Raw genomic sequence first — 22,416 nt, 5'->3', positions numbered from 1 at the left:
ACGCTGACCAACGTCTCAACATAAACAACAAACTTGCAACAATATTTGACTCAGCGACGATTACGCACCAGCTGATAACGACGGGTGAGATATTCCACCGGCGCGCTCCAGATATGCACCAGACGGCAGAACGGGAACAGCAGGAACAGCGTCATTCCCAGCACCATGTGTACCCGATAAACCAGCGCCACGCCTTCAAGATGCTGTGCTGCACCAGCCTGGAAGCTGACAACAGCCTGTGCCCAGCCAGCCAGTTTCATCATCTCAGAACCATCCAGATGCTGAGTGGAGAAGACTATGGTCAACAATCCCAGACTAGCCTGAATGACCAGCAGCGAGAGGATCAGAATATCGCCCACGCTGCTGGTTGCCCGCACGCGCGGGTTGGTCAGACGGCGTTTCAGTAACAATCCTCCACCCACCAGCGTCATCAGCCCGCAAATTCCCCCCGCCACCATCGCCAGCATTTGCTTGGCGGCAACCGGCAGGAAGGATTCATACACCCAGTGTGGGGTCAGTAAACCCACAAAATGCCCACCAAAGATGCCAATAATGCCGATGTGGAACAGGTTCGATGCCAGACGCATGCCTTTTTTATCCAGCATCTGGCTGGAACCCGCGCGCCAGCTGTACTGGCCGTAATCGTAGCGCAGCCAGCTGCCAATCAGGAACACCGCACCCGCCAGGTACGGATAGATATCGAAAAAGAACAGATTTAGAAAGTGCATAATTAATGTCCTTTGGAACGCTGAGTGGCCTCTGCCACGTCCAGATACTGCGGCACAACCGCTCCGGAAAAACGACGCTGGTGCGCAGCCTGCTGAGCGGAAGCACACCCCTGCTCGCCGAGAAACTTAATCTGCTCCTCTTCCCACACCGCATCCAGCGCGGCAGGCGTGTCGTCACGGGCTTCCTTCTCTACCTGTATCTGCAGCGCATCAGGCTCCACTTCGCTACCCGACAGCGACAACAGCGCATCAAACAGCACGGCGTACGCGCTCTGACGCTGCTGCAGACGGGCCGCCAGCAGCGCCAGAATCGGCACGATATCCTGCAGGCCGGAGCGGGCGCGTTCAGGCGACCCGCTGCCAAGATATTCCAGATACAGCGGCAGGAAATCCGGCAGCTCTTTGGAGTCCAGCACCAGGCCGTCGGCCCGGTACTGCTCCATCAGATCCACCATCGCCTGACCGCGATCGCGTGATTCGCCGTGCACATGTTCAAACAGCAACAGCGAGGTGGCGCGGCCTCGGTCGAACAGTTCGCAGTATTCTGCCTGCACGTCCAGCAGCGGCCGGGAGCAGAACTCGCTGATAAACTGCACCAGCCGCGAGCTGTGCGGGCGGGGAAGCTCGCTGGCCGTTTCCAGCGCAGCGAGCAGCTCCTGATGATGCTCAAACAGGTCGCTGTCCGGATAATCCAGCAGGCGGCCGATGACTCGCACGGAGATCATGAGGCATCCTCCCGGCGGTCGGTTTTCTTCGTCACATCAATGGCATCGATGCGGCGGCTGTTGAACAGGTTGAACTTCGAATCGCTGCCGTGGCAGCCGTCGCCGAAGCTGAAGCCGCAGCCCTTACTTTCCGGGAAGGCTTCACGCGCCAACTCACGATGGCTGGAGGGCACCACAAAGCGGTCTTCGTAGTTGGCAATCGCCAGGTAGCGGTACATCTCCTGCGCCTGAGCTTCGGTCAGTCCCACCTGCTCCAGCGCGCTGGTATCCACCACACCTTCCACGGTTTCGGCACGCTTGTAGTGACGCATCGCCAGCATTCTTTTCAGCGCCAGCAGCACCGGCGCAGTATCGCCAGCGGTCAGCAGGTTGGCGAGGTACTGCACCGGAATACGCAGGCTCTCGACATCCGGCAGCACGCCGTTATGTGCCAGTTGACCGGCATCGGCGGCACTTTGAATCGGAGACAGAGGCGGCACGTACCAGACCATCGGCAGCGTGCGGTATTCCGGATGCAGCGGCAGCGCCAGCTTCCAATCCATCGCCATTTTATACACCGGCGAACGCTGCGCCGCGTCCAGCACGCTCTGCGGAATGCCGTCCTTCAGCGCCTGAGCAATCACTTCCGGATCGTTCGGGTCCAGGAAGATGTCCATCTGGCTCTGGTAGAGATCTTTTTCGCTCTCTGCTGAGGCCGCCTGCTCAATGCGATCGGCGTCATACAGCAGCACGCCGAGATAGCGGATACGGCCAACGCAGGTTTCGGAACAGACCGTAGGCTGGCCCGCTTCGATACGCGGATAGCAGAAAATACATTTTTCCGACTTGCCGCTCTTCCAGTTGAAGTAGATTTTTTTGTACGGGCAGCCGGTCAGGCACATACGCCAGCCGCGGCATTTATCCTGGTCGATCAGCACGATGCCGTCTTCGCCACGCTTATAGATGGCACCGCTCGGACAGGTGGCCACACAAGCCGGGTTCAGACAGTGTTCGCACAGGCGTGGCAGATACATCATGAAAGTGTGTTCGAACTGGCCGTACATCTCTTTCTGGATGTGGTCGAAGTTTTTGTCCTTCGAACGCTTTTCAAACTCGCCACCGAGGATCTCTTCCCAGTTCGGTCCGTTTTCGATCTTCTTCATGCGCTGACCGGTGATCAGAGAACGCGGGCGCGCAATCGGCTGATGCTTGCCAGCCGGGGCGTTGTGCAGGTTCTGGTAGTCGTAATCAAACGGCTCGTAATAATCATCCAGCCCCGGCACGTCAGGGTTGGCGAAGATTTTCGACAGCAGGCCGACACGGTTACCCATGCGCGGCACCAGCTTGCCGTTAATCTTGCGGATCCAGCCACCTTTCCACTTCTCCTGATCTTCCCAGGCGGTCGGATAGCCTACGCCCGGCTTGCTTTCCACGTTATTGAACCAGGCGTATTCCATCCCTTCACGACTGGTCCAGACGTTTTTACAGGTAATGGAGCAGGTGTGGCAGCCGATGCATTTGTCCAGGTTCAGCACCATGCCGACTTGTGAACGGATTTTCATGATTTACTCTCCTGCTGGCTGCCCTGGCAGTCATCGTTGCCTTCACCGTCTAACCAGTTAACGTTGTTCATTTTGCGCACCACCACGAACTCATCGCGGTTGGAGCCGACGGTGCCGTAATAGTTGAAACCGTAAGACAGCTGCGCGTAGCCGCCGATCATATGGGTCGGTTTCGGACAGGTGCGGGTCACCGAGTTATGGATACCGCCGCGTTGGCTGGTGATTTCCGAGCCAGGAATATTCACGATACGTTCCTGCGCGTGGTACATCATGGTCATCCCGGCCGGAATACGCTGGCTGACCACCGCACGGGCGGTCAGCGCACCGTTGGAGTTGAACACTTCAATCCAGTCGTTATCGACGATGCCCAGCTCTTTCGCGTCATCTTCACTCATCCACACAATCGGTCCGCCGCGCGACAGGGTCAGCATCAGCAGGTTATCGCTGTAGGTGGAGTGAATGCCCCATTTCTGGTGCGGCGTAAGGAAGTTCAGCGCCTTCTCCGGGTTGCCGTTCGGCTTCTGGTTCAGCAACGGTTTGGCCGCGCGGGTATCAATCGGCGGACGATACACCAGCAGGCTTTCGCCGAAGGCCCGCATCCACTCATGATCCTGATAAAGCTGCTGGCGGCCGGTCAGGGTGCGCCACGGGATCAGCTCATGTACGTTGGTGTAGCAGGCGTTATACGAAACGTGTTCATCTTCCAGACCTGACCAGGTCGGGCTGGAGATAATTTTGCGCGGCTGGGCCTGAATATCGCGGAAGCGGATCTTCTCGTCTTCTTTGTTCAGCGCCAGGTGCGTGTGATCCAGACCGGTGATGTCGCTCAGGGCACGCCAGGCTTTGACCGCCACCTGACCGTTGGTTTCCGGGGCCAGCGAGAGGATAACTTCCGCTGCATCAATGGCCGTGTCGATATTCGGACGTCCTGTTGCCGGGCCGCTGGCTTTGGTGTAGTTCAGCTGCTTGAGGAAGTCGACTTCAGTCTGGGTATTCCAGCCGATGCCCTTGCCGCCGTTGCCCAGCTTGTCGAGCAGCGGGCCGAGCGAGGTGAAGCGCTCCCAGGTGGCAGGGTAGTCACGCTCCACCGCGATGATATGCGGGGCGGTTTTGCCCGGGATCAGCTCACATTCGCCTTTCTTCCAGTCCTTCACATCGAAGGCCTGGCCCAGTTCAGCCGGGGAGTCGTGCTGGATTGGCAGAGTCACCACATCGGTTTCCACGCCCAGATGGCCAGGGCACAGCTCGGAGAAGGATTTGGCGATGCCTTTATAAATTTCCCAGTCGCTTTTGGATTCCCAGGCCGGGTCCACGGCGGCAGAGAGCGGATGAATAAACGGATGCATATCCGAGGTATTCATGTCGTCTTTTTCATACCAAGTGGCGGTTGGCAGCACGATATCTGAATAGAGACAGGTGCTGGACATGCGGAAGTCGAGTGTCACCACCAGATCCAGCTTGCCTTCACCGCCCTGATCCTGCCATTCCACTTCTTCCGGCTTCACGCCACCCTGCTGGCCCAGGTCTTTACCCTGGATGCCGTTCTCGGTGCCCAGCAGGTATTTCAGCATATACTCATGCCCTTTGCCGGAGGAGCCAAGCAGGTTGGAGCGCCAGACGAACAGGTTACGCGGGAAGTTCTGCGGGTTATCAGGTTGCTCCGCCGCAAAGCGCATACTGCCGTTTTTCAGGCTGTCGACGGTGAAGTCGATGGGTGACTGACCAGCAGCCTTCGCCTGCGCGGCAATGTGCAGCGGGTTGGTGCCCAGCTGCGGCGCCGATGGCAGCCAGCCCATGCGTTCTGAACGCACGTTGAAGTCAATCAGGCTACCGCTGTAGCGGGTTTTGTCCGCCAGCGGGGAAAGCAGCTCGCTGGTGGCAACCGTCTCGTAGCGCCACTGGCTGGAGTGGTTATAGAAGAACGAGGTGCTGTTCATATGGCGCGGCGGGCGCTGCCAGTCAAGGGCGAAGGCCAGCGGCGTCCAGCCAGTCTGCGGACGCAGTTTTTCCTGGCCGACATAGTGCGCCCAGCCGCCACCGCTCTGCCCGACACAGCCGCAGAAGATCAGCATGTTCATCAGGCCACGGTAGTTCATGTCCATGTGATACCAGTGGTTCATCCCGGCACCGACGATGATCATTGAACGGCCACGAGTTTTCTCGGCGTTCTCTGCAAATTCACGGGCGATACGAATGATGTTCTGGCGTGAAACACCGGTGATCTGCTCAGCCCAGGCCGGGCTGTAGGCTTTCACTTCGTCATAGTTCTGAGCGCAGTTTTCGTCGCCCAGACCACGCTCAAGGCCGTAGTTCGCCAGCATCAGATCGTAGACGCTGGTAACCAGACCTTCGCTGCCATCGGCCAGCTGCAGGCGTATCACCGGCAGCTTATGCAGCAGGATCTCGTCCAGTGCCACGCTGTTGAAGTTCTCGCTGGCTGCGCCGCCAAAGTACGGGAAGCCCACCTCGACCACGTCGTCATGGCTGCCCAGCAGGCTGAGCTGCAGCTCCACTTCCTGCTGCGCCTTGCCTTCACGCTGCTGCAGGTTCCACTTGCCCTTCTCACCCCAGCGGTAGCCAATGGAGCCCAGCGGAGCCACCAGATCGCCGCTGTTGCTGTCAATAGCGATGGTTTTCCATTCCGGGTTATTCTCCTGGCCCAGATTGTCCACCAGATCGCTGGCACGCAACTGGCGGCCAGCAGCGTAATGCCCGCCTTCACGCTCTTCCAGCAGCACCAGCATCGGCATATCGGTATAGCGACGGACGTAATCGCGGAAGTAAGGCACCTCGCGGTCGAGGTGGAACTCTTTCAGCATCACGTGGCCCATCGCCAGCGCCATCGCGCTGTCGGTGCCCTGTTTCGGGTTCAGCCACTGGTCGCACAGCTTGGCCACTTCCGCATAGTCCGGGGTGACCGCGACAGTTTTGGTGCCTTTGTAGCGAACTTCGGTAAAGAAGTGGGCATCCGGCGTACGGGTCTGCGGCACGTTAGAGCCCCAGGCCATGATGTAGGAAGAGTTGTACCAGTCTGCCGATTCCGGCACGTCGGTCTGCTCGCCCCAGGTCATCGGCGAGGCTGGCGGCAGGTCACAGTACCAGTCGTAGAAGCTCAGGCAGATACCGCCAATCAGCGACAGGTAACGCGCACCAGCAGCGTAAGAGACCATCGACATCGCCGGGATTGGCGAGAAGCCCATGATGCGGTCCGGCCCGAAGGTTTTCGCGGTGTAGATGTTAGAGGCGGCAATCAGCTCGTTCACTTCCTGCCAGCTGGAACGCACAAAGCCACCGCGGCCACGGGCCACCTTGTAGCTTTTGGCTTTTTCCGGATCGCTGACAATCGAGCCCCAGGCTTCCACCGGATCGCTGAACTGACTCCTGGCTTCGCGCCACTGCTTGATCAGCTTTTTACGCATCAGCGGGTATTTCAGGCGGTTGGCGCTGTACAGATACCAGGAGTAGCTGGCACCACGCGGACAACCGCGCGGCTCATGGTTTGGCAGATCCGGACGGGTACGCGGATAGTCTGTCTGCTGGGTTTCCCAGGTCACCAGGCCGTTTTTCACGTAGATTTTCCAGCTGCAGGAGCCGGTGCAGTTTACGCCGTGGGTGGAGCGCACGATTTTGTCGTGCTGCCAGCGGCTGCGATAGCCGTCTTCCCAGTCGCGATTAGTGTTCAGCGTCTGGCCGTGATTACCTGAAAACGTTTCCCCCTGCTGCTTGAAATAGCGGAAACGATCGAGAAATTTGCTCATCCGGAATTCTCCTGAAGGCTCTGTTGGGTATTAAGTGACATTGCTAAATCTGCAGCGCGTCTTAACGGTGCGGGGCAGATAAAAATAGAGCTGGCCCGGATTCAGAGCGGGCCAGCAGAGTGTTTTCAACTGACTTTTTTCCGGCCGTAAACCAGCCAGGTAATCAAAATGCACAGGATGTAGAACGCCAGGAACACTTTCATTGCTCCGGCTGGCGAGCCGGTCATCGACAGCGACATACCGAAAGTCTGCGGAATAAAGAAGCCGCCCAGCGCACCGATGGCCGAGATAAAGCCCAGTGCGGCCGAGGTTTCCGTCTTCGCTTCATGCTGAGCATGTTCGTCGGAACCGCCTTCCGCCATGACCCGGTCGAGGGTCAGCTTGCGGAAGATCACCGCAATCATCTGGAAGGTAGAACCACTGCCCAGACCGGCGGTGAGGAACAGCCCCATAAAGACGGCGAAAAACGCGATAAACGATCCGTTCTGGCCTTCCCCTGGCAGCGTCAGGAACAGCAGCGCGGTGAAGATCGCCATAGCGATATAGTTGATGAAAGTAACGCGAACGCCGCCGAAACGGTCAGAGATCATGCCGCCTGCAGAGCGAGCCAGCGCGCCGAGGAAAGGACCGAAGAAGGCATAATGCAGAATAACCACGTCCGGAAACTGCGTTTTGGAGAGCATGGCAAACCCGGCAGAGAAGCCGATAAAGGATCCGAAGGTTGCCAGATACAGGATCGCCATCACCCACAGGTGTGCTCTTTTCAGCACAGGCAGTTGCTCACGCAGGGAGGATTTGGCCGCCGAGAGGTCGTTCATGCCAAACCAGGCAGCAACCGTGGCGATAGCCAGGAACGGCACCCAAACCCAGGCGGCGTTTTCCAGCCAGATCGACTGACCATTCCCCACGCCCTGCGCTTCCCCACCGAAGGCGCTGAAGACGCCGATGGAAATCACCAGCGGCGCAACGAACTGCATCACGCTGACGCCGAGGTTGCCCAGACCGCCGTTGATGCCCAGTGCGCCACCCTGCTGTGCTTTCGGGAAGAAGAAGCTGATGTTGCCCATGCTGGAAGCAAAGTTAGCACCAGCAAAACCGCACAACAGAGCGATGATCACAAAGGTCGAAAAGGGAGTAGTGATGTCCTGCACCGCGAAGCCCAGCCAGATGCAGGGGATCATCAGAATGCCGGTGCTGAAAGCAGTCCAGCGACGACCACCAAAGACCGGGATCACAAAGGAGTAAGGTACACGCAACAGTGCGCCTGATACGGCAGGCAGTGCGGTCAGCAGAAACAGCTGGTCGGTAGTGAAACTGAAGCCGACTTTATTCAGATTGACGGCGACGGCACTGAACAGCTGCCAGACGCAGAACGCCAACAGCAGACCAAATACCGAGATCCATAAATTGCGGTTAGCGATTCGTTTACCACGTTGCTGCCAGAAGCCGGCGTCTTCAGGTTGCCAGTCTTCAATTACCGCAGCACTTTTTTTTGGCCGTTCAGGGGCAAGTTGCGACATAATTTTCTCATTAAAGGATTATTATTGCGCTTATCCTGCTTATGCGAGCCTGTAGCCAGGTTGACGTAAATCAACGCGAAGTCAGGTTGTTTTTTACACTCACCCATCCCTCGCTCCTTAATGAGTAGCGAGTCTTAATTCAATTAAACCTTTTAAATCATGGGGTTTATAAAGTACATTTCCCGCTATACTCACACAGCCAAACCGAATGGAAATTAAGGGGCACCCCTTTAGTGGTATAGGGTTCATGCAGGCAATGAGTAAAATGGCGCGAAAACAGACGTTCGCCTCCTTGTTACCGACCGAAAGGGATCACCTCAGTGAAAGAAGAAGCCGCCACCATATTACTGATCGACGATCACCCGATGCTGCGTAACGGAGTGAAGCAGCTGATTGAGCTGGATGATGAGCTGCAGGTAATTGCCGAGGCCAGCAACGGTGTCCAGGGCGTAGAGCTGGCCGAGCAGCACGACCCGGATTTGATCCTGCTGGATTTGAACATGCCGGGCATGAACGGGCTGGATACGCTGGTGCAGCTGCGTACCATCGATCTGTCGGGCCGTATCGTGGTGTTCAGCGTGTCCAATCATGAAGACGATGTGGTTAACGCGCTGAAGCGCGGCGCGGATGGCTACCTGCTGAAGGATATGGAGCCGGAAGAGCTGCTGAAATCCCTGCATCAGGCGGCGGCAGGCCAGATGGTGCTTAGCGAAACGTTAACCAACGTGCTGGTTGCCAGCCTGCGGGAAACCCGCCCGGCTGAAGATCGCGATATCCAGCAGCTGACCCGCCGTGAGCGGGATATCCTGAAGCTGATCACCCTGGGGATGACCAATAAAGCCATTGCCCGCAAGCTGTCGATCACCGAAAGCACGGTGAAAGTGCATGTGAAGCATCTGCTGAAAAAGATGAAGCTGAAATCGCGCGTCGAAGCGGCGGTCTGGGCGCTGCAGAGCGGGCATGAGTGATGGCGATTAGCACCCTGATATTTTATTCAACCAATAATAACGGGGCCATGTTCGGCCCTTGTTCAATTAGCGATGTTTTATGCCGCCACTCTGCGGGCCCGCGCATCACGAATATCACGGCCGGGGGAATTGCCAAACATTCGGCTGTATTCACGAGTAAACTGTGGAATGCTCTCATAGCCAACGGCAACCGCAGCGTCGCTGACCGTCGCCCCGTCTGACAGCATGATCCTTCTGGCCTCAATCAGCCGGAGCTGTTTCTGAAATTGCAGCGGCGTCAGCGAGGTCAAAACACGAAAATGGCTATGAAAGCCAGAAAGGCTCATTCCTGCACACTCCGCCAGGCGTGCCATCAGCAGGGGTTTGGCGTATTCAGATCGGAGAAGCCCAATCGCGCGCGCCAGTCTTTTTGCATGACTGTCCGCGATCCCCAGTGCCTGAATCGCAGCACCATGACGACCGGTCAGCAACCAGTAATGTAATTCACGCACCAGTGATTGTTGCAGGATCGGCATTGATGCAGGTCGGGAAAAGAGCTTCATTGACTCCCCCTGACCAAAATCAAATGCCAGGCTCCCCATCGCAACGTATTTCCCCCCCTTGCAGGATCACGGCAACAGCGTCTTAGATATCGCGTATTGCAACTCACCAGGCTGCTTTTCGCGCAGTATCACCAGCCCAGGTATTGGAGTCTGAATAACCGAAGCTTCAGGTGCATGGCTCTCAGCATAGTGCCGGACGACCGTTAAGAGTGGAACATTCATGTTTACAGGAAAAGGTAAGTAAAGAAGTTGAGTTAACTTACCACCCCCTCTTATTTCTGACAAAAACTCCAATTTAAAACTTATTTATCAATGAACTAAAAAAACAAAAATAAACAGATTCGCTCCGGAACGTTTTAACACCATCAATGAGCAAAAAAAATTTTGCATGATTGAGCAAAAAACAGCAGGGTTTTAGGTATTCCGCATCGTGTTTAACCGCCTCATTATAGTTGTACACTCAACACGTATAAGGGCAGCAAAATGACATCTGCAAAAATCTCTCTGGTCACCGGGGCAAATCGTGGTCTAGGACGTAATACAGCATTAAGTATTGCCCGACATGGCGGCGACGTGATCATCACTTATCGCAGTGATGCAGAAGCAGCGCAGGCGGTGGTGGAGGAAATCGAAGCTCTGGGGCAAAAAGCGATCGCGCTTCATCTCGATGTCACGCAAATATCCTCTTTGAAATATTTCAGTCATGACGTCAGCGCCGCGCTCTCGTCTGTCTGGCATAGAGAGAGTTTTGATCATCTGATCAATAATGCCGGCCAGGGCGTAATGGCTAACTTTAATGAAACGACGGAAGAACAATTCGATGCGTTGTTCAATACGCATGTAAAAGGCGTGTTCTTTCTGGCTCAAGCGCTGCTCCCTTTACTGGCGGACGGCGGCCGCATTGTTAACTTCTCAAGCGGTCTGACCCGCGTCTCTTTTCCTGGTTTTTCCGCCTATTCAGCAGCAAAAGGCGCAGTTGAGATCCTTACGCTCTATCTGGCCAGAGAGCTGGGAAGTCGCGGCATCACGGCAAACACCGTCGCGCTAGGCGCGATTGAAACTGACTTCCTGGGTGGAGCAGTACGAGATATCCCTGACCTCAACAAGCAGTTCGCAGACATGACCGCACTGGGTCGCGTAGGCGTACCTGATGATATCGGGCCAATGATTGCCTCCCTGCTGGGCACAGATAACCGCTGGGTGAACGCACAAAGAATCGAGGTGTCCGGCGGTCAGACAATCTGAATAAAGGAGGGCGTGGGCATGATTTGCCCCGCCTTCAGCCCACTCAATCACAGGGGAGTGACTCACCCATGCCGAAAATGAATCTTTACTCGCCTCATGGCACCTTTGATTTAACTGCGCGCCAGAACATTGCCGCGCAACTGACAGAGCTGGGCCTCGACTGCGAGGCGCTCCCCAAATCTCCCTTCGTAAAAAGCACGGTGTGGTTATATTTCATTGAATCCGCGCCGGATGGGGCTTTTATGGGAGCAGAACTGGCCTATCGCAAGGCCACAACGCTGGAGGTTCGGGTCATTAAAAGAGGACTGAATGCCGGCGCAAAACAATGATTTATTACGGAAGCGACACGAATAATCGCTGAACAACTCAATGAGCCTGGTTCACTGGCACCCGTATATGTCGTCATTGAAGAAGTTGAAGAAGAGCACTGGGGCATCTTCGGTCAACAGGCCAATCTGACAGCCCTGCGTGAAAGCGCACCGGATTAGCCTGCGATCTGAAAATAAGTAACCTGCACGCTGGATCATGCAGGTTACCGCCCTGACTCTTTTTCCCCCGTAAGACATTTCAGAGCGCGAGTTTTCTTTGTGGATGCGACGCCGCAAGCTGGCTGCCCTGGCCGAAGATTTTCTCCCGCAGCGTTCCTTCCTTATATTCCTTTTGAGCAAGGCCGCGCTTTTGCAATACGGGCACCACATGCTCAACCCATTCATCCCACCAGCCCAGTGTGGTGACCGGAACCACGTTAAAGCCATCGACGCCTGCGTCGGCAAATGCCTGCACCTTATCGGCAATTTGCTCTGGCGTTCCGGCAAAACGTCCTGGCAATAAGGCATGTTGCAGCAGATACTCACGCCACGTCAGATCCCTGCCCTGGCCGTAATCCGCATCCACCGCGATACGGAATTTCGAGCGCATATGCTGGCTGAACTGTTCACGTCGGCTCAGCTCTTTCAATGGCGTGTCGGGATCGATGCTGGAAAGATCAATCCCGGAGCCACCGCTGTAAAAGCCCTGCAGGGCATTGATATCAATATTATCGAACAGGTATTGCTGCTTGCGCTTTGCCTCTTCCTCAGTTGAGCCAATCACCGTAGAGAGCATCACCAGCTTTTTCAGATCTTCCGGCCTGCGACCATAATCCACCACATCCTGATTTAAAATCGCGATGTCCTTTTTCGCCGTTTCCGGGGTTTGAGACGGCAGGAAAGTCACCTCCGCATTACGCGCCGCAAAGCGTCGGCCCGCCTCTGAGTTTCCGGCCTGGAACAGTACCGGACTGCGCTGAGGCGAAGGCTCGACAATATGCGGCCCCTCAACGCTGTAGCGTTTTCCAACGTGGTTAATCTTATGGATTTTGTCGGCGTCGAAAAAGCGATTGGTCGCCGGGTCGTGCAGCACCGCGCCCTCTTCCCATGACAGCTCCCACAGCTTGTATGCGACGTCGAGGTACTCCTGCGCCCACTCATAACGCTCGTCGTGTGGGACGATCTCATCAAAACCGTAATTACGGAACCCATTGGATAAATAGGAGGTAACGATATTCCAGCCTATCCGCCCGTGGGTAAATTCATCCAGCGACGATATCTGCCTGGCAAAGGAGAAAGGATGCGCCTGGATAACGTTACTGGTGACCACGATGCCGAGATGTTCAGTCGCCAGACCCAGCGCCGAAGTGATGGTAATCGGGTCCGGTTCCGGAAACTGCGTTCCCGCCTGAATAGTGGTTTTGCCATCGCCATAATCCAGGTCATAGACACCGACCACGTCAGCAATAAACAGCGTATCGAACAGCCCTTTCTCCAGCGTTTTAACCGTTTTGACGTAGGCATCGAGTTGGTTATAGCCGTACTGCACCTGCCCTTCCGGGGTGCGCCAGTAGCCGTGGCTGTGATGATTCGGGGTCAGGTGTAAAAACCCGTTATAAATAAGTTCACGTGACATTATTACTCCATTTTTCAGTAATCAAGCAAAACTGACCGCTTTCAGCCGCGGCAGCGAGTTGAGCAATTTCCGGGTATAGGGATGGCGCGGGTGATAAAAGACCTCATCGGCTTCGCCCTGCTCTACCGCCACGCCGTTTTGCATCACCAGTACCCGGTCACTCATATGGTGAATAACGCCCAGATCGTGGGAGATAAAGAGGTAGCTGACGCCCAGGTGCGTCTGCAGGTCTGCCAGCAGATCGAGGATCTGCGCCTGCACCGAAACATCCAGCGCGGAAACGGCTTCATCGAGGATGATCAGCTCGGGACGGGTGGCGATAGCCCGCGCAATGGCGACTCGCTGCCGCTGTCCACCGGACAGGCGTGCAGGCCACTGCTCCAGATGCTCCGGGCCAAGCCCCACGGCTGCCAGCAGGCTTACCGCACTGTCCCGCAAAGACTGTCCCTTGCCAGGCTGCCCGAGGGTAATCGCATCATAAAGAATGTCTGAAACCCGCCAGCGCGGATCGAATGAGGATAAGGGGTCCTGATAAACCACCGAGATATGACGACGGATTTCCCGCTGCGTCGCGGGAGAAGCGTTGCTCCACGGCTGCCCACGGAAGAGGATCTCGCCGCTGTCAGGCTGCTCAAGAGAGAGGGCAATCCGCGAAAGCGTTGTCTTCCCCGATCCCGACTCCCCAACGATCCCCAACGTTTCCCCTCTTCGCAGGCTGAAAGAGACATCATCCACTACCGTGCGAAACTGGCGATCCGGCCCACGAAATTGCTTAATAATATGGCGGGCCTCAAGCAGCAGTTCTGGCTGCTCCGTAGCTGAGCGATGGGTAAACAGTGGCGTTGTGGCAAGCTGTTCACTGGCCGAAAGCCGTTGCCCTCTGGTGTGTTCACTGGGGATAGCTTTGATCAGCGCCTGAGTGTAGGGATGGCGTGGCCGCTGAAGCACCTCTTCCGCGCTACCGGCCTCCACGATGGCACCGCCCTGCATCACCAGAATCTGGTCAGCAATTTTCGCCACCACCGCGAGATCGTGGCTGATCAGGATCACGCTGGTGCCGCGATCCAGCATCTGCCTGAGCACGTCCAGCACCTGAGCCTGCACGGTGACGTCCAGCGCGGTGGTGGGCTCATCAGCAATCAGCACGTCGGGATGCAGTGCAATCGCCGAGGCGATAAGCGCCCGCTGTCGCAGCCCGCCGGAAAGCTCTCCGGGACGCTGTTTTGCCCGCAGATGCGGCTCGGGAACGCCGACCTCATTAAGCAGCGAAAGCACCTTCTCTTCCCGGTCGATGCGCGTGCCCCAGCTGTGCACGGAAAGCGCTTCGGCAATCTCTTTTCCGACCGGCCGTAACGGGTCGAGGGACACCAGCGCGTCCTGCAAAATAAAACCGATTTTTCTCCCCCGCACCGACTGCCACCAGCCGTCACTGCGGTTGAGCAATGTTTCCCCTTCCAGAGTCAGGATGTCGGCCTCCACGCTGAGCTGGTCGCCAGCCAGCCCCACCAGCGACCTGGCCGTCACGCTCTTGCCCGATCCGGACTCTCCGACCAGCGCCACACACTGACCGCGAAAAAGATCCAGATCGATATCTTTCACAATATGCCGACGCCCACCCTGATTGCCGTACCAGACGTTCAGGCCACGCACTTCAATCACCTTACTCCTGGTGTTCATTATTGCTGTCCTCCTTCAGAGCGCTGCTGTACGTAACGGCCAATCTGGGTAAATGAGAGCGCGACCAGCACAATGGCGATGCCTGGCAACACTTCCAGCCACCACGCCACCGTCACATTAATCTTGCCCGCCTCAAGCAAGGCTCCCCATTCAGGGGAAGGCGGGACCACGCCCAGCCCGAGAAACGACAGTCCGGATGCCCACACCACCGACTGACCGATGCCCAGCGCCACCAGCGAGGAGAGCGGCCGGAAGACGTTAGGCACGATATGCTGCAAAAAGAGTTTCTGCGACGAATGCCCCAGCGCTCTGGCCGCTTCGACATAGCCGGAACCTTTGACCTTCAGCGCCTGCGCCCGCACCAGGCGCGCATAGCCCGGTGCAGTGCCAATCCCGACAGAGATAAGCAAACTGCTGGCCGAGGGGCCAAGCAGCGCCACGAACAGCAAAGCCAGCAGCAGAGTGGGAAAAGCCAGCAGGATCTCCAGCAGCCGGTTAACCGGCCCGGCAATCCAGCGGGGTGCCAGCGCGGCGGTAAAGCCGAAAACGATCGCCCCGACTAAAGCGATGGCCATCGCTCCCATCCCAATCAGCAATGACTGGCGGGTTCCCCAGATGATCCGGCTGTAGAGATCGCGACCAATATCGTCGGTACCAAGCCAGTGCTGTGCGGAAGGCCCCTGCAATGCGTTATATAAATCGGTGCGGAAAGGGTCATGGGTTGCCAGCAGCGCAGGCGCAACCGCCGCCACAATAAAGAACAGCGCCAGCAGTGTTGAAAGCAAAACCGAGAATGGTGTCCTGCCGATCGCCGGGAAAAAATGGCGCAAGGCGGACGGTTTCGCCGTTGTGCCTGCATAGCCAGAGGAATGTGTCGTCATGATCTGCCTCGCAATCTGGGATCGACGATCAGATAGATCACATCGACCAGCAGGTTAATGATGATGTAGAGAAAACTGATCAGCACCACGATGCCGGAGACCAGCGCAAAATCTTTGTTGCTGACCGCGTTGACCAGCACATTGCCCAGCCCCGGGCGGGCAAAAACCGCCTCTACCAGCACCGCGCCGGAAAGCAGATTCCCGATGGCCCAGCCGCTGAGGGTGATTGCCGGGATCAGCGCATGGCGCAGAACGTGTAAAAGCCTGACACTTCGCAGGCTCATACCACGAGCGCGCGCCGAGAGAACAAAGGGCTCCTGCATGCTGCGTTCAAACTCATCGCGCAGGGAGTGACCGATAAAACCGGCCAGGGGAATAGCCAGCGTGACGGCCGGTAAAACGATGCCTGTCAGGCTGGATCCGCCCACCACAGGGAACCAGCGCAGGCCGATGGCGAACACAATCAGCAACAGGATGCCGATCCAGTACTGTGGCAGCCCGGCCATGATCGTCTCAACAGCGGAACCAAAGGCACTCAGTCGTCTGCCACGTCCTGCCGTCAGCAGAGTCCAGGGAATCGCAATGAGCCACGCCAGCAGCAGCGAACTTATTGCCAGGGTAAAGGTCGGCACCAGCTGTTCAACAATGACGTGCGCCACCGGACGCTGCAGCTCAAACGAAAGACCAAAATTTCCGTGCAGCAGCTGCCAGAAATACCGGAGATACTGCTCGCCAATCGGCTGGTCGAAACCGTACAGGGCATTGATTGGTGCCAGCTCCTGCGGAGTCCGTTCGATCACCTGCCCGGAAGTGATATTAAGCAAGATGGTGGCGCGATCGCCGGGCAGAACGGACAGCACAATAAACGTCACCGTTATCGTTCCCCACAGCACAAAAAGGGCTGACGCGATACGTACGGCAAGCATTCGTAGCAGGCCGCTGACCCCGCGGTACGGTTGGCTGCCACTCGCCGTTCGGCTGCGCCTGGCGAGCCCGGAAGAGACTTCAGTCATGGCTTCTCCTTCACGAAATAAGCATCATTGAAATTCAACAGTCCGTTGCCCTGGTCCTGCCACAGCCCTTTGATGTGATGGGCTACGGCGACGTTATAGGTGAAGTTGTATCCCCCGATGGTGATGGCCTGGTCGTCGAACCACTGCTGCAGCACGGCAAATTTCTGCTGGCGCAGCGCCGGGTCCGGCTCGCGTTGGGCATCGAGGATCCGGGCTTCAATTTTGGGGTTATTGAAAAAGCTGGTGTTATTGCCATTGAACGCGCCGTTCAGCGCGTGGTTGTAAACGATGTCCAGAATGGACGGGGAAGGCCAGACCCAGTAGCCGAAGCTGATCTCTTTGTCCGCTGGCTGAGAGAGTGCTCCGGCAAAACCTTCGGTCTGCGTCAGCGGCAGCAGATCAAGTTTGAACCCCACGTGCTTCACCTGATCCTGTACCGCCTGCAGCATCAGCGCCCCTTCCTGGTCGATAATCGCCTGGATATAGGGCAGGCGACCTTCCAGCCTTTTCCCGTCTTTTAGCCGGTAACCTTCATCATCCCGACCGGTCCAGCCCGCGTCATCAAGCAGCTGGTTAGCTTTGGTCACGTTCAGGGAGTAGCGGTCATCAACATTGAGATAGAGCGGCGTGGTTTTACTCAGCGAACCGTTGCCTTCATATGGCACTGCGCCTTTGAACACCGTTTTGATAATCTGTTTACGATCAATGGCATAAGCAAAAGCCTGCCGCACGCGCTGGTCAGTGAAAGGCCCCCGCTGCACGTTGAACGAGAAAGCCTGCGGCCGCCCGGTCGCCACATAGGAGAGCGTCTGATATTCACGCTGCAGGGTTTCCCACTGCGCGGATGGCGGCTGGTAGATGACATCCGCCCCGCCGCTGATCAACGCTCCCCAGCGGGTGGTGGCATCGGGGACAAACTTCCACTGCAGATGCTTGATATACCCCGGGCCGTTGTGGTGCGCATTGGGAGGAGCCCAGTGATAATCATCATTACGCACAAAATCGATCTCCTCCCCGCGTGACCACCTGACGACTTTCCACGGACCCGTTCCGACCGGCTTCAAACACTTCTGTTCGCTGGTATTATGGGCCAGCGAATCAGGAGACTGAAAACCGTAATGGCCGTTGGCGAGAATGTTATATATTTCCGGATTGGGTTCGGTCAGATGCAGGGCCACGGTATAATCATCAATCCGCGTAAAACCGCTCATATAAGTGAAGCCGTGCCAGCCAATTCCTTTCTGCCAGGCAGAATAATTAGCCACCACCGCATCGGCATTAAATTTATCACCATCGGTAAATTTCACATCTTTGCGCAGATGGAAAATAATGGTCTTGCGATCTTTCGATTCTTCCCAACTGGTCGCCAGCCACGGGCGAATATGGCCGTTATCATAACTGACCAGATAATCAAAAACCTGACGTGATAAATAGGCCTGCTGAACCCAGCCGCCCCACAGGCAGGGAGGCTCCTGCTCATGCAAATAGATTAGTGTGCCGCCGTCAGAGGAGCGTTGCTGAGCGGTTTCTGCCATGGCCTGAGCGCCCAGGCAGAGCGTAATGGCCGCCAGAATTGTGTTAAGCCCTGTTTTGCGCATAAGAAGCATAGTGATGTCGATTTCCCTTGTAACAGCCAAACCCGCCCCTGCCTGGTTATACAGAGAAAGGGGAAGAATGAAGAAGTAACCTTTTTAGAATATAAAACGATTAACATGCCAGGAATGCAGGTGGCAAATATCAATACTGATAGTCATTATGAGAAACACAGATAACCACTATTATATAGCCAGCCTTAATTAGCTTATAACTTATTAACGTTACCATTATTAAACGCACCGTGTTACATCATCATATTAATACAAATCGTATAACTTCCATTTTAATTAACCAATCAGGGCCACGTAATGTCACAATTTGAGTCAGCCTGGGGATCCGCGCCTTCAGAAAATTATGAATACCTCGCCGAACGATTCCGTCCTTTATTCTCCCGCATCCGGGAAGGTGCAATAGAACGGGAATTACAGCATCAGCTGCCTTTTGAACAAATTGAGTGGCTGAAAAAGAGTGGCTTCACCGCACTCAGGGTGCCGCAACAGTACGGCGGCAGCGGCATCACGCTGCCCGAGCTTTTTAATTTGCTGACCGAGTTGGGCGAGGCAGATTCCAATCTGGTGCAGTCAATTCGCGGCCATCTTGGCTTTGTGGAGAACGTGCTGAACAGCGAAGACAGCCAGCGCCGTGAGAAATGGCTGCCGCTGTTGGGCAGAGGTGAGATTGTCGGCCCGGCCTGGAGCGAAGCTGGCGACACAAAACAACAGGAGTTCTCCACCAGAATTCAGCGAACCGGCAACCAATGGCGTCTTGATGGCAAAAAGTTCTACACCACCGGCTCGCTCTATTCCGACTGGATTGATGTCGGCCTCACCGATGAAAAAGGAGAGACAGTGGCGGTTACCGTTTCCCGCACTGCACCAGGCGTCAGCGTGATTGATGACTGGAATGGCTTTGGTCAGACACTGACGGCCAGCGGCACGGCTATCTTCGACAACGTCCTTCTCGGCGAGAAGGAAATCTACACGGAGAACAAGTTCAGGTATGCGCCCGCCTTCTACCAGCTGATCCATCTGGCTACGCTGGCGGGCATTGGCCGGGCGCAGAGCGGTGAACTGGCCAGCCTGGTCGCGGCACGTAAGCGCACCTACAGCATTGGCAACGGCCCTCGTGTCGCTCAGGATCCGCAAATTCTGCAGGTTGTGGGGCGGGTTCGCGGAGCGGCTTACGCCAGCGGAGCCATCGTGCAGAAAAGTGCCGAGGCGCTGCAACTCGCGTTTAATGCCCGCTTACAGGGGGATGAACAGCAGGAGACGCAGGTGAATGCCATCGCTGAACTGGAAGTCTCTCAGTCGCTGAATGTGGTGACCGACCTGATCCTCAACGCCACCACCATCGTCTTCGATGCACTGGGCGCTTCCGCCACGCTCAGACCTCTGGCACTGGACCGTTTCTGGCGTAATGCGCGTACCCTTTCGTCACATAATCCGCGCATCTATAAAGACCGCATCGTGGGAGATTTTGCCGTGAACGGCACGCTGCCGCCGCCCCAGTGGCGTATTGGTATTGCTGATAAAGGATAAATCAGCCAACCTTTTTATTCACACTGCAACCCGCAGCAAATTGCGAGCCAGCACGTAAAGCGGGATGAAAAGCGCGCGGCAGCGTCCGCGCTTGTTTTCCTCTCAGGCAGAGTCCGTTATCATTGAGTTCACGTGACCTTCAGATCAGAACAATAACCGTCACGATAAAACTGACACTCAACGAAATGGACCTCATTACGCCATGAGCACAACTGACAACCTTTCCTCGCATACCCCAATGATGCATTGGTGTGTTAATGCTGATTACTAACGATTATTTTTCACTTGAGCATAAAAACTACGTTTTAACCTACATTTTTATAAGTATCTGATTTTACGAATATTGTTTGCTGTACTCATCCAGCGTTATAATCCTTCTGTCTTTCCATCCCTCTAATAACACAGGGCATCTCCATGAGCCGATACCATGTATCCAGCAGTGAAGGCCAGTATGAGAAAGACTCTGGCGAGCAGGTTTTGGCTAATAAACTGGGTATCGCTGTTTCCGATGAGATGGATGAAGCTGAACTTGTCCTGTTAGAACAACTCTACCAGTCCGTTTTTGAAGAACAGTTCCCGGAAGGACAGCTCAGCGTAGCCATACTAAAAAGCTGGCACCGCCGCTGGTTAGGTAACATCTACGAGTGGGCTGGACAAGAAAGAGCGGTTAATATCAGCAAAGGCGGCTTTATGTTTGACCCTTCAGCGCAGTTGCCGAAACTGCTGAACGAATTCGATACCAAATATCTTGCTCATTTCACGCCATGTAGCGGCATGGACGAAAAACAACTCGTCACCGCTATCGCCATCACCCATGTAGAGCTAATACTCATACATCCATTCAGAGAGGGAAACGGGCGCCTGTCGCGACTATTAGCCGACGTGATGGCCGTTCAGGGTGGATACAAACCGCTGGATTATCAATGCTGGGAGCAGAACAAAACCCAGTATATCTTGGCTATCCATGCAGGCTTGTCAATGGACTATGAGCCGATGAGACACTGGGTCAGAGAAGCATTAAGAAGGGATTAGGCAAGGCGAAGATGGGCGAACTTTTTGCGCGCGGCTTCCAGGGAAGCTTCAACTCTGGCTGAGGGCTGGCCTGTTTCAACAGCTGTAGACGTCGCCACAGAACGCACAATGTCCATACGAGACGGCTTAGCGTACGTTACCTGATGTCTTTTGTTGTTGCTCATAGCGCCTCCTGATTAACAAATTAACTGTTTACATTATATCCAGTATTGCTGAGAACTGCATGTCTTTGGCAAATGGCTTCAACAAACGCTGCTTCTCTAACAACTGAGCATGAGCAAAACCACAAGTGGAGTCAGCATTCGATAATGACATATTCACGATAAAAATTACACGCGATTAGCAACTCACTGTGGCCTCTCATGTGCCTAATGGCAAAAAATGCAGGCATTCTCTGGCGTTTCCTTGCGATTCAACCCATGACATCCTTCCACCTAAGCATTACAATCCCTCCTTGTTTTTTGCGAGCTGGCTTGCAGTTTTCTGAGGATAACTATAACGATGAATTACGACAAAACATGGATTGGTGATCTGCTTGGCGGGCCGCTGATGAGCAGGGAAAGTCGAATCATCGCTGAGCTCATGCTTGCCGACCCGGATGAACAGACCTGGCATAAACAGATCGTGGGTCATAACATTCTACAAGCCTCCTCTGCCAATACGGCGAAGCGCTATGCGACAACAATTAAACTACGCCTGAATAGGCTTGATAAAACAGCGTGGTCACTTATTGCGGAAGGGAGCGAGCGCGAGCGTCAGCAATTGCTATTTGTCGCTCTGCTACTCCATTCACCGGTTGTTAAAGACTTCCTGGCAGAAGTAGTGAACGATCTGCGCAGGCAATTTAAAGAAAAACTCCCTATGGATAGCTGGGATGAGTTTGTGGCCAGCCATCTTCGTCAGCAGCCAGTACTCACCAGTTACTCAGATTCATCCATCAAAAAAATGGGTAACAACCTGATCAAGGCATTAGCTGAAGCGGGTTATTTGGATACGCCGCGTCGGCGTAATCTCCAGTCAGTCTTTCTTTTACCAGAAACCCAGGCAACCTTGCAGCGCCTTGGGCAACAGGAATTGGTTTCTTTTCTGGAGGGACAACGGTGATCGATCCCGTGCTTGAGTACCGCCTGTCACAGGTTCAGAACCGCATTAGCGAAGAACGCTTTCTCAAAAATAACGGTTCCGGAAACGAGATTGGGTTTTGGATTTTTGATTACCCCGCTCAGAATGAGTTACAGGTGCGCGAACACCTGAAATATCTGTTCCGTAATCTGGAAAAAGACCACACGTTCGCACACCTTAATATCTTTCAGGTCATTATCGACATGCTTACCGAACGTGAGTTACTTGAGCGCGTCTGTCAGCAGGAAGTGAAAGTGGGCACAGAAGCGTTGAAAAAACAGCTTGTAGGTCTGCTCAATCAAAAGAAGATAGCCGATTACATAGCAAAAAAAGTCGATCTTAAAATTCAGGATTTCGTCATCCTTACTGGTATGGGTAATGCCTGGCCTGTTGTACGTGGACATGAGCTGATGAGCGCCCTGCAGGACGTAATGGGCTTTACCCCGCTGTTAATGTTTTACCCGGGAAAGTACAGCGGACATAACCTGGCCCCGTTAACAGATATAGACTCCCGGAATTATTATCGCGCCTTCAGGCTGGTACCCGACAGTGGACCATCGGCGACATTGAATCCTCGTTAAAGAGC

At 55.2% G+C, this 22,416-nt stretch carries 19 protein-coding genes; 7 read left to right on the top strand and 12 right to left on the bottom strand.

Features of this window, described 5'->3' with window-relative positions; genetic code table 11:
• Positions 1-50 precede the first annotated feature (50 nt).
• From narI to AC3Y5R_RS21065, 5 genes are all read right to left on the bottom strand, one after another.
• A complete protein-coding gene (gene narI, locus AC3Y5R_RS21085; RefSeq protein ID WP_489922963.1) occupies positions 51-728 on the bottom strand; it encodes a respiratory nitrate reductase subunit gamma in 678 nt (225 codons plus the stop codon).
• A 2-nt stretch (positions 729-730) separates the two neighbouring features.
• On the bottom strand, positions 731-1,453 hold the full coding sequence (gene narJ / locus AC3Y5R_RS21080) for a nitrate reductase molybdenum cofactor assembly chaperone (protein WP_489922962.1): 723 nt from the start codon (positions 1,451-1,453) through the stop codon (positions 731-733).
• Complete coding sequence (gene narH, locus AC3Y5R_RS21075; protein WP_489922961.1) at positions 1,450-2,994, bottom strand: nitrate reductase subunit beta; 1,545 nt, start codon at positions 2,992-2,994, stop codon at positions 1,450-1,452. Before narH ends, narJ begins: the two co-directional genes overlap by 4 nt.
• Positions 2,991-6,752, bottom strand: a complete 3,762-nt coding sequence (locus AC3Y5R_RS21070; protein WP_489922960.1) for a nitrate reductase subunit alpha — start codon at positions 6,750-6,752, stop codon at positions 2,991-2,993. The genes narH and AC3Y5R_RS21070 overlap by 4 nt, the downstream gene beginning before the upstream one ends.
• A 125-nt stretch (positions 6,753-6,877) precedes the next feature.
• Positions 6,878-8,272 carry a NarK family nitrate/nitrite MFS transporter gene (locus AC3Y5R_RS21065; RefSeq protein WP_489922959.1) on the bottom strand — a complete coding sequence of 465 codons (1,395 nt, stop codon included), beginning with the start codon at positions 8,270-8,272 and terminating at the stop codon, positions 6,878-6,880.
• Positions 8,273-8,592: 320 nt separating this feature from the next.
• Between AC3Y5R_RS21065 and narL the strand changes: the two genes are divergently transcribed.
• Positions 8,593-9,240: a two-component system response regulator NarL gene (narL, locus tag AC3Y5R_RS21060; RefSeq protein WP_489922958.1), complete on the top strand. Its 648-nt coding sequence runs from the start codon at positions 8,593-8,595 to the stop codon at positions 9,238-9,240.
• A gap of 77 nt (positions 9,241-9,317) precedes the next feature.
• Here narL and AC3Y5R_RS21055 read toward each other — a convergent pair whose 3' ends face one another.
• On the bottom strand, positions 9,318-9,782 hold the full coding sequence (locus AC3Y5R_RS21055; RefSeq protein WP_489922957.1) for a helix-turn-helix transcriptional regulator: 465 nt from the start codon (positions 9,780-9,782) through the stop codon (positions 9,318-9,320).
• 483 nt (positions 9,783-10,265) lie between these two features.
• Here AC3Y5R_RS21055 and AC3Y5R_RS21050 point away from each other — a divergent pair, with 483 nt between their 5' ends.
• Together AC3Y5R_RS21050 and AC3Y5R_RS21045 are read left to right on the top strand one after the other, a co-directional pair.
• Entirely contained in the window at positions 10,266-11,027 is a 762-nt protein-coding gene (locus AC3Y5R_RS21050; protein WP_489922956.1) for an SDR family oxidoreductase, read from the top strand.
• A gap of 68 nt (positions 11,028-11,095) precedes the next feature.
• Positions 11,096-11,356 carry a hypothetical protein gene (locus tag AC3Y5R_RS21045; RefSeq protein WP_489922955.1) on the top strand — a complete coding sequence of 87 codons (261 nt, stop codon included), beginning with the start codon at positions 11,096-11,098 and terminating at the stop codon, positions 11,354-11,356.
• A gap of 238 nt (positions 11,357-11,594) precedes the next feature.
• Here the strand turns inward: AC3Y5R_RS21045 and AC3Y5R_RS21040 are convergent, their stop codons facing one another.
• From AC3Y5R_RS21040 to AC3Y5R_RS21020, 5 genes are read right to left on the bottom strand one after another with little or no spacing between them, the layout of a single operon-like run.
• Complete coding sequence (locus AC3Y5R_RS21040; protein WP_489922954.1) at positions 11,595-12,971, bottom strand: NtaA/DmoA family FMN-dependent monooxygenase; 1,377 nt, start codon at positions 12,969-12,971, stop codon at positions 11,595-11,597.
• A gap of 21 nt (positions 12,972-12,992) precedes the next feature.
• Positions 12,993-14,648 carry a dipeptide ABC transporter ATP-binding protein gene (locus AC3Y5R_RS21035; protein WP_489922953.1) on the bottom strand — a complete coding sequence of 552 codons (1,656 nt, stop codon included), beginning with the start codon at positions 14,646-14,648 and terminating at the stop codon, positions 12,993-12,995.
• On the bottom strand, positions 14,648-15,529 hold the full coding sequence (locus AC3Y5R_RS21030; RefSeq protein ID WP_489922952.1) for an ABC transporter permease: 882 nt from the start codon (positions 15,527-15,529) through the stop codon (positions 14,648-14,650). The genes AC3Y5R_RS21035 and AC3Y5R_RS21030 overlap by 1 nt, the downstream gene beginning before the upstream one ends.
• Positions 15,526-16,542, bottom strand: coding sequence for an ABC transporter permease (locus AC3Y5R_RS21025; RefSeq protein ID WP_489922951.1), 1,017 nt, complete (start codon positions 16,540-16,542; stop codon positions 15,526-15,528). Before AC3Y5R_RS21025 ends, AC3Y5R_RS21030 begins: the two co-directional genes overlap by 4 nt.
• The gene (locus AC3Y5R_RS21020) at positions 16,539-18,179 is read right to left on the bottom strand and encodes an ABC transporter substrate-binding protein (protein WP_489922950.1); all 1,641 of its coding nucleotides are present in this window, start codon (positions 18,177-18,179) and stop codon (positions 16,539-16,541) included. The genes AC3Y5R_RS21025 and AC3Y5R_RS21020 overlap by 4 nt, the downstream gene beginning before the upstream one ends.
• A gap of 267 nt (positions 18,180-18,446) precedes the next feature.
• On the opposite strand from AC3Y5R_RS21020, the gene AC3Y5R_RS21015 reads away from it, so the two are divergent.
• Complete coding sequence (locus tag AC3Y5R_RS21015) at positions 18,447-19,676, top strand: acyl-CoA dehydrogenase family protein (protein WP_489922949.1); 1,230 nt, start codon at positions 18,447-18,449, stop codon at positions 19,674-19,676.
• 414 nt (positions 19,677-20,090) lie between these two features.
• Positions 20,091-20,708: a Fic/DOC family protein gene (locus tag AC3Y5R_RS21010; protein WP_489922948.1), complete on the top strand. Its 618-nt coding sequence runs from the start codon at positions 20,091-20,093 to the stop codon at positions 20,706-20,708.
• Here AC3Y5R_RS21010 and AC3Y5R_RS21005 read toward each other — a convergent pair.
• Positions 20,705-20,872, bottom strand: coding sequence for a hypothetical protein (locus AC3Y5R_RS21005; RefSeq protein ID WP_338493633.1), 168 nt, complete (start codon positions 20,870-20,872; stop codon positions 20,705-20,707). The two genes, AC3Y5R_RS21010 and AC3Y5R_RS21005, sit on opposite strands and share 4 nt — an antisense overlap.
• A gap of 337 nt (positions 20,873-21,209) precedes the next feature.
• On the opposite strand from AC3Y5R_RS21005, the gene brxA reads away from it, so the two are divergent.
• On the top strand, positions 21,210-21,812 hold the full coding sequence (gene brxA / locus AC3Y5R_RS21000) for a BREX-1 system protein BrxA (protein WP_338493632.1): 603 nt from the start codon (positions 21,210-21,212) through the stop codon (positions 21,810-21,812).
• Entirely contained in the window at positions 21,809-22,411 is a 603-nt protein-coding gene (brxB, locus tag AC3Y5R_RS20995) for a BREX-1 system protein BrxB (protein ID WP_338493630.1), read from the top strand. Before brxA ends, brxB begins: the two co-directional genes overlap by 4 nt.
• Positions 22,412-22,416 lie beyond the last annotated feature (5 nt).

The sequence above is a fragment of the Erwinia sp. 009765445 genome (assembly GCF_058137865.1).
This window is presented reverse-complemented; position numbering and strand designations above follow the sequence as displayed.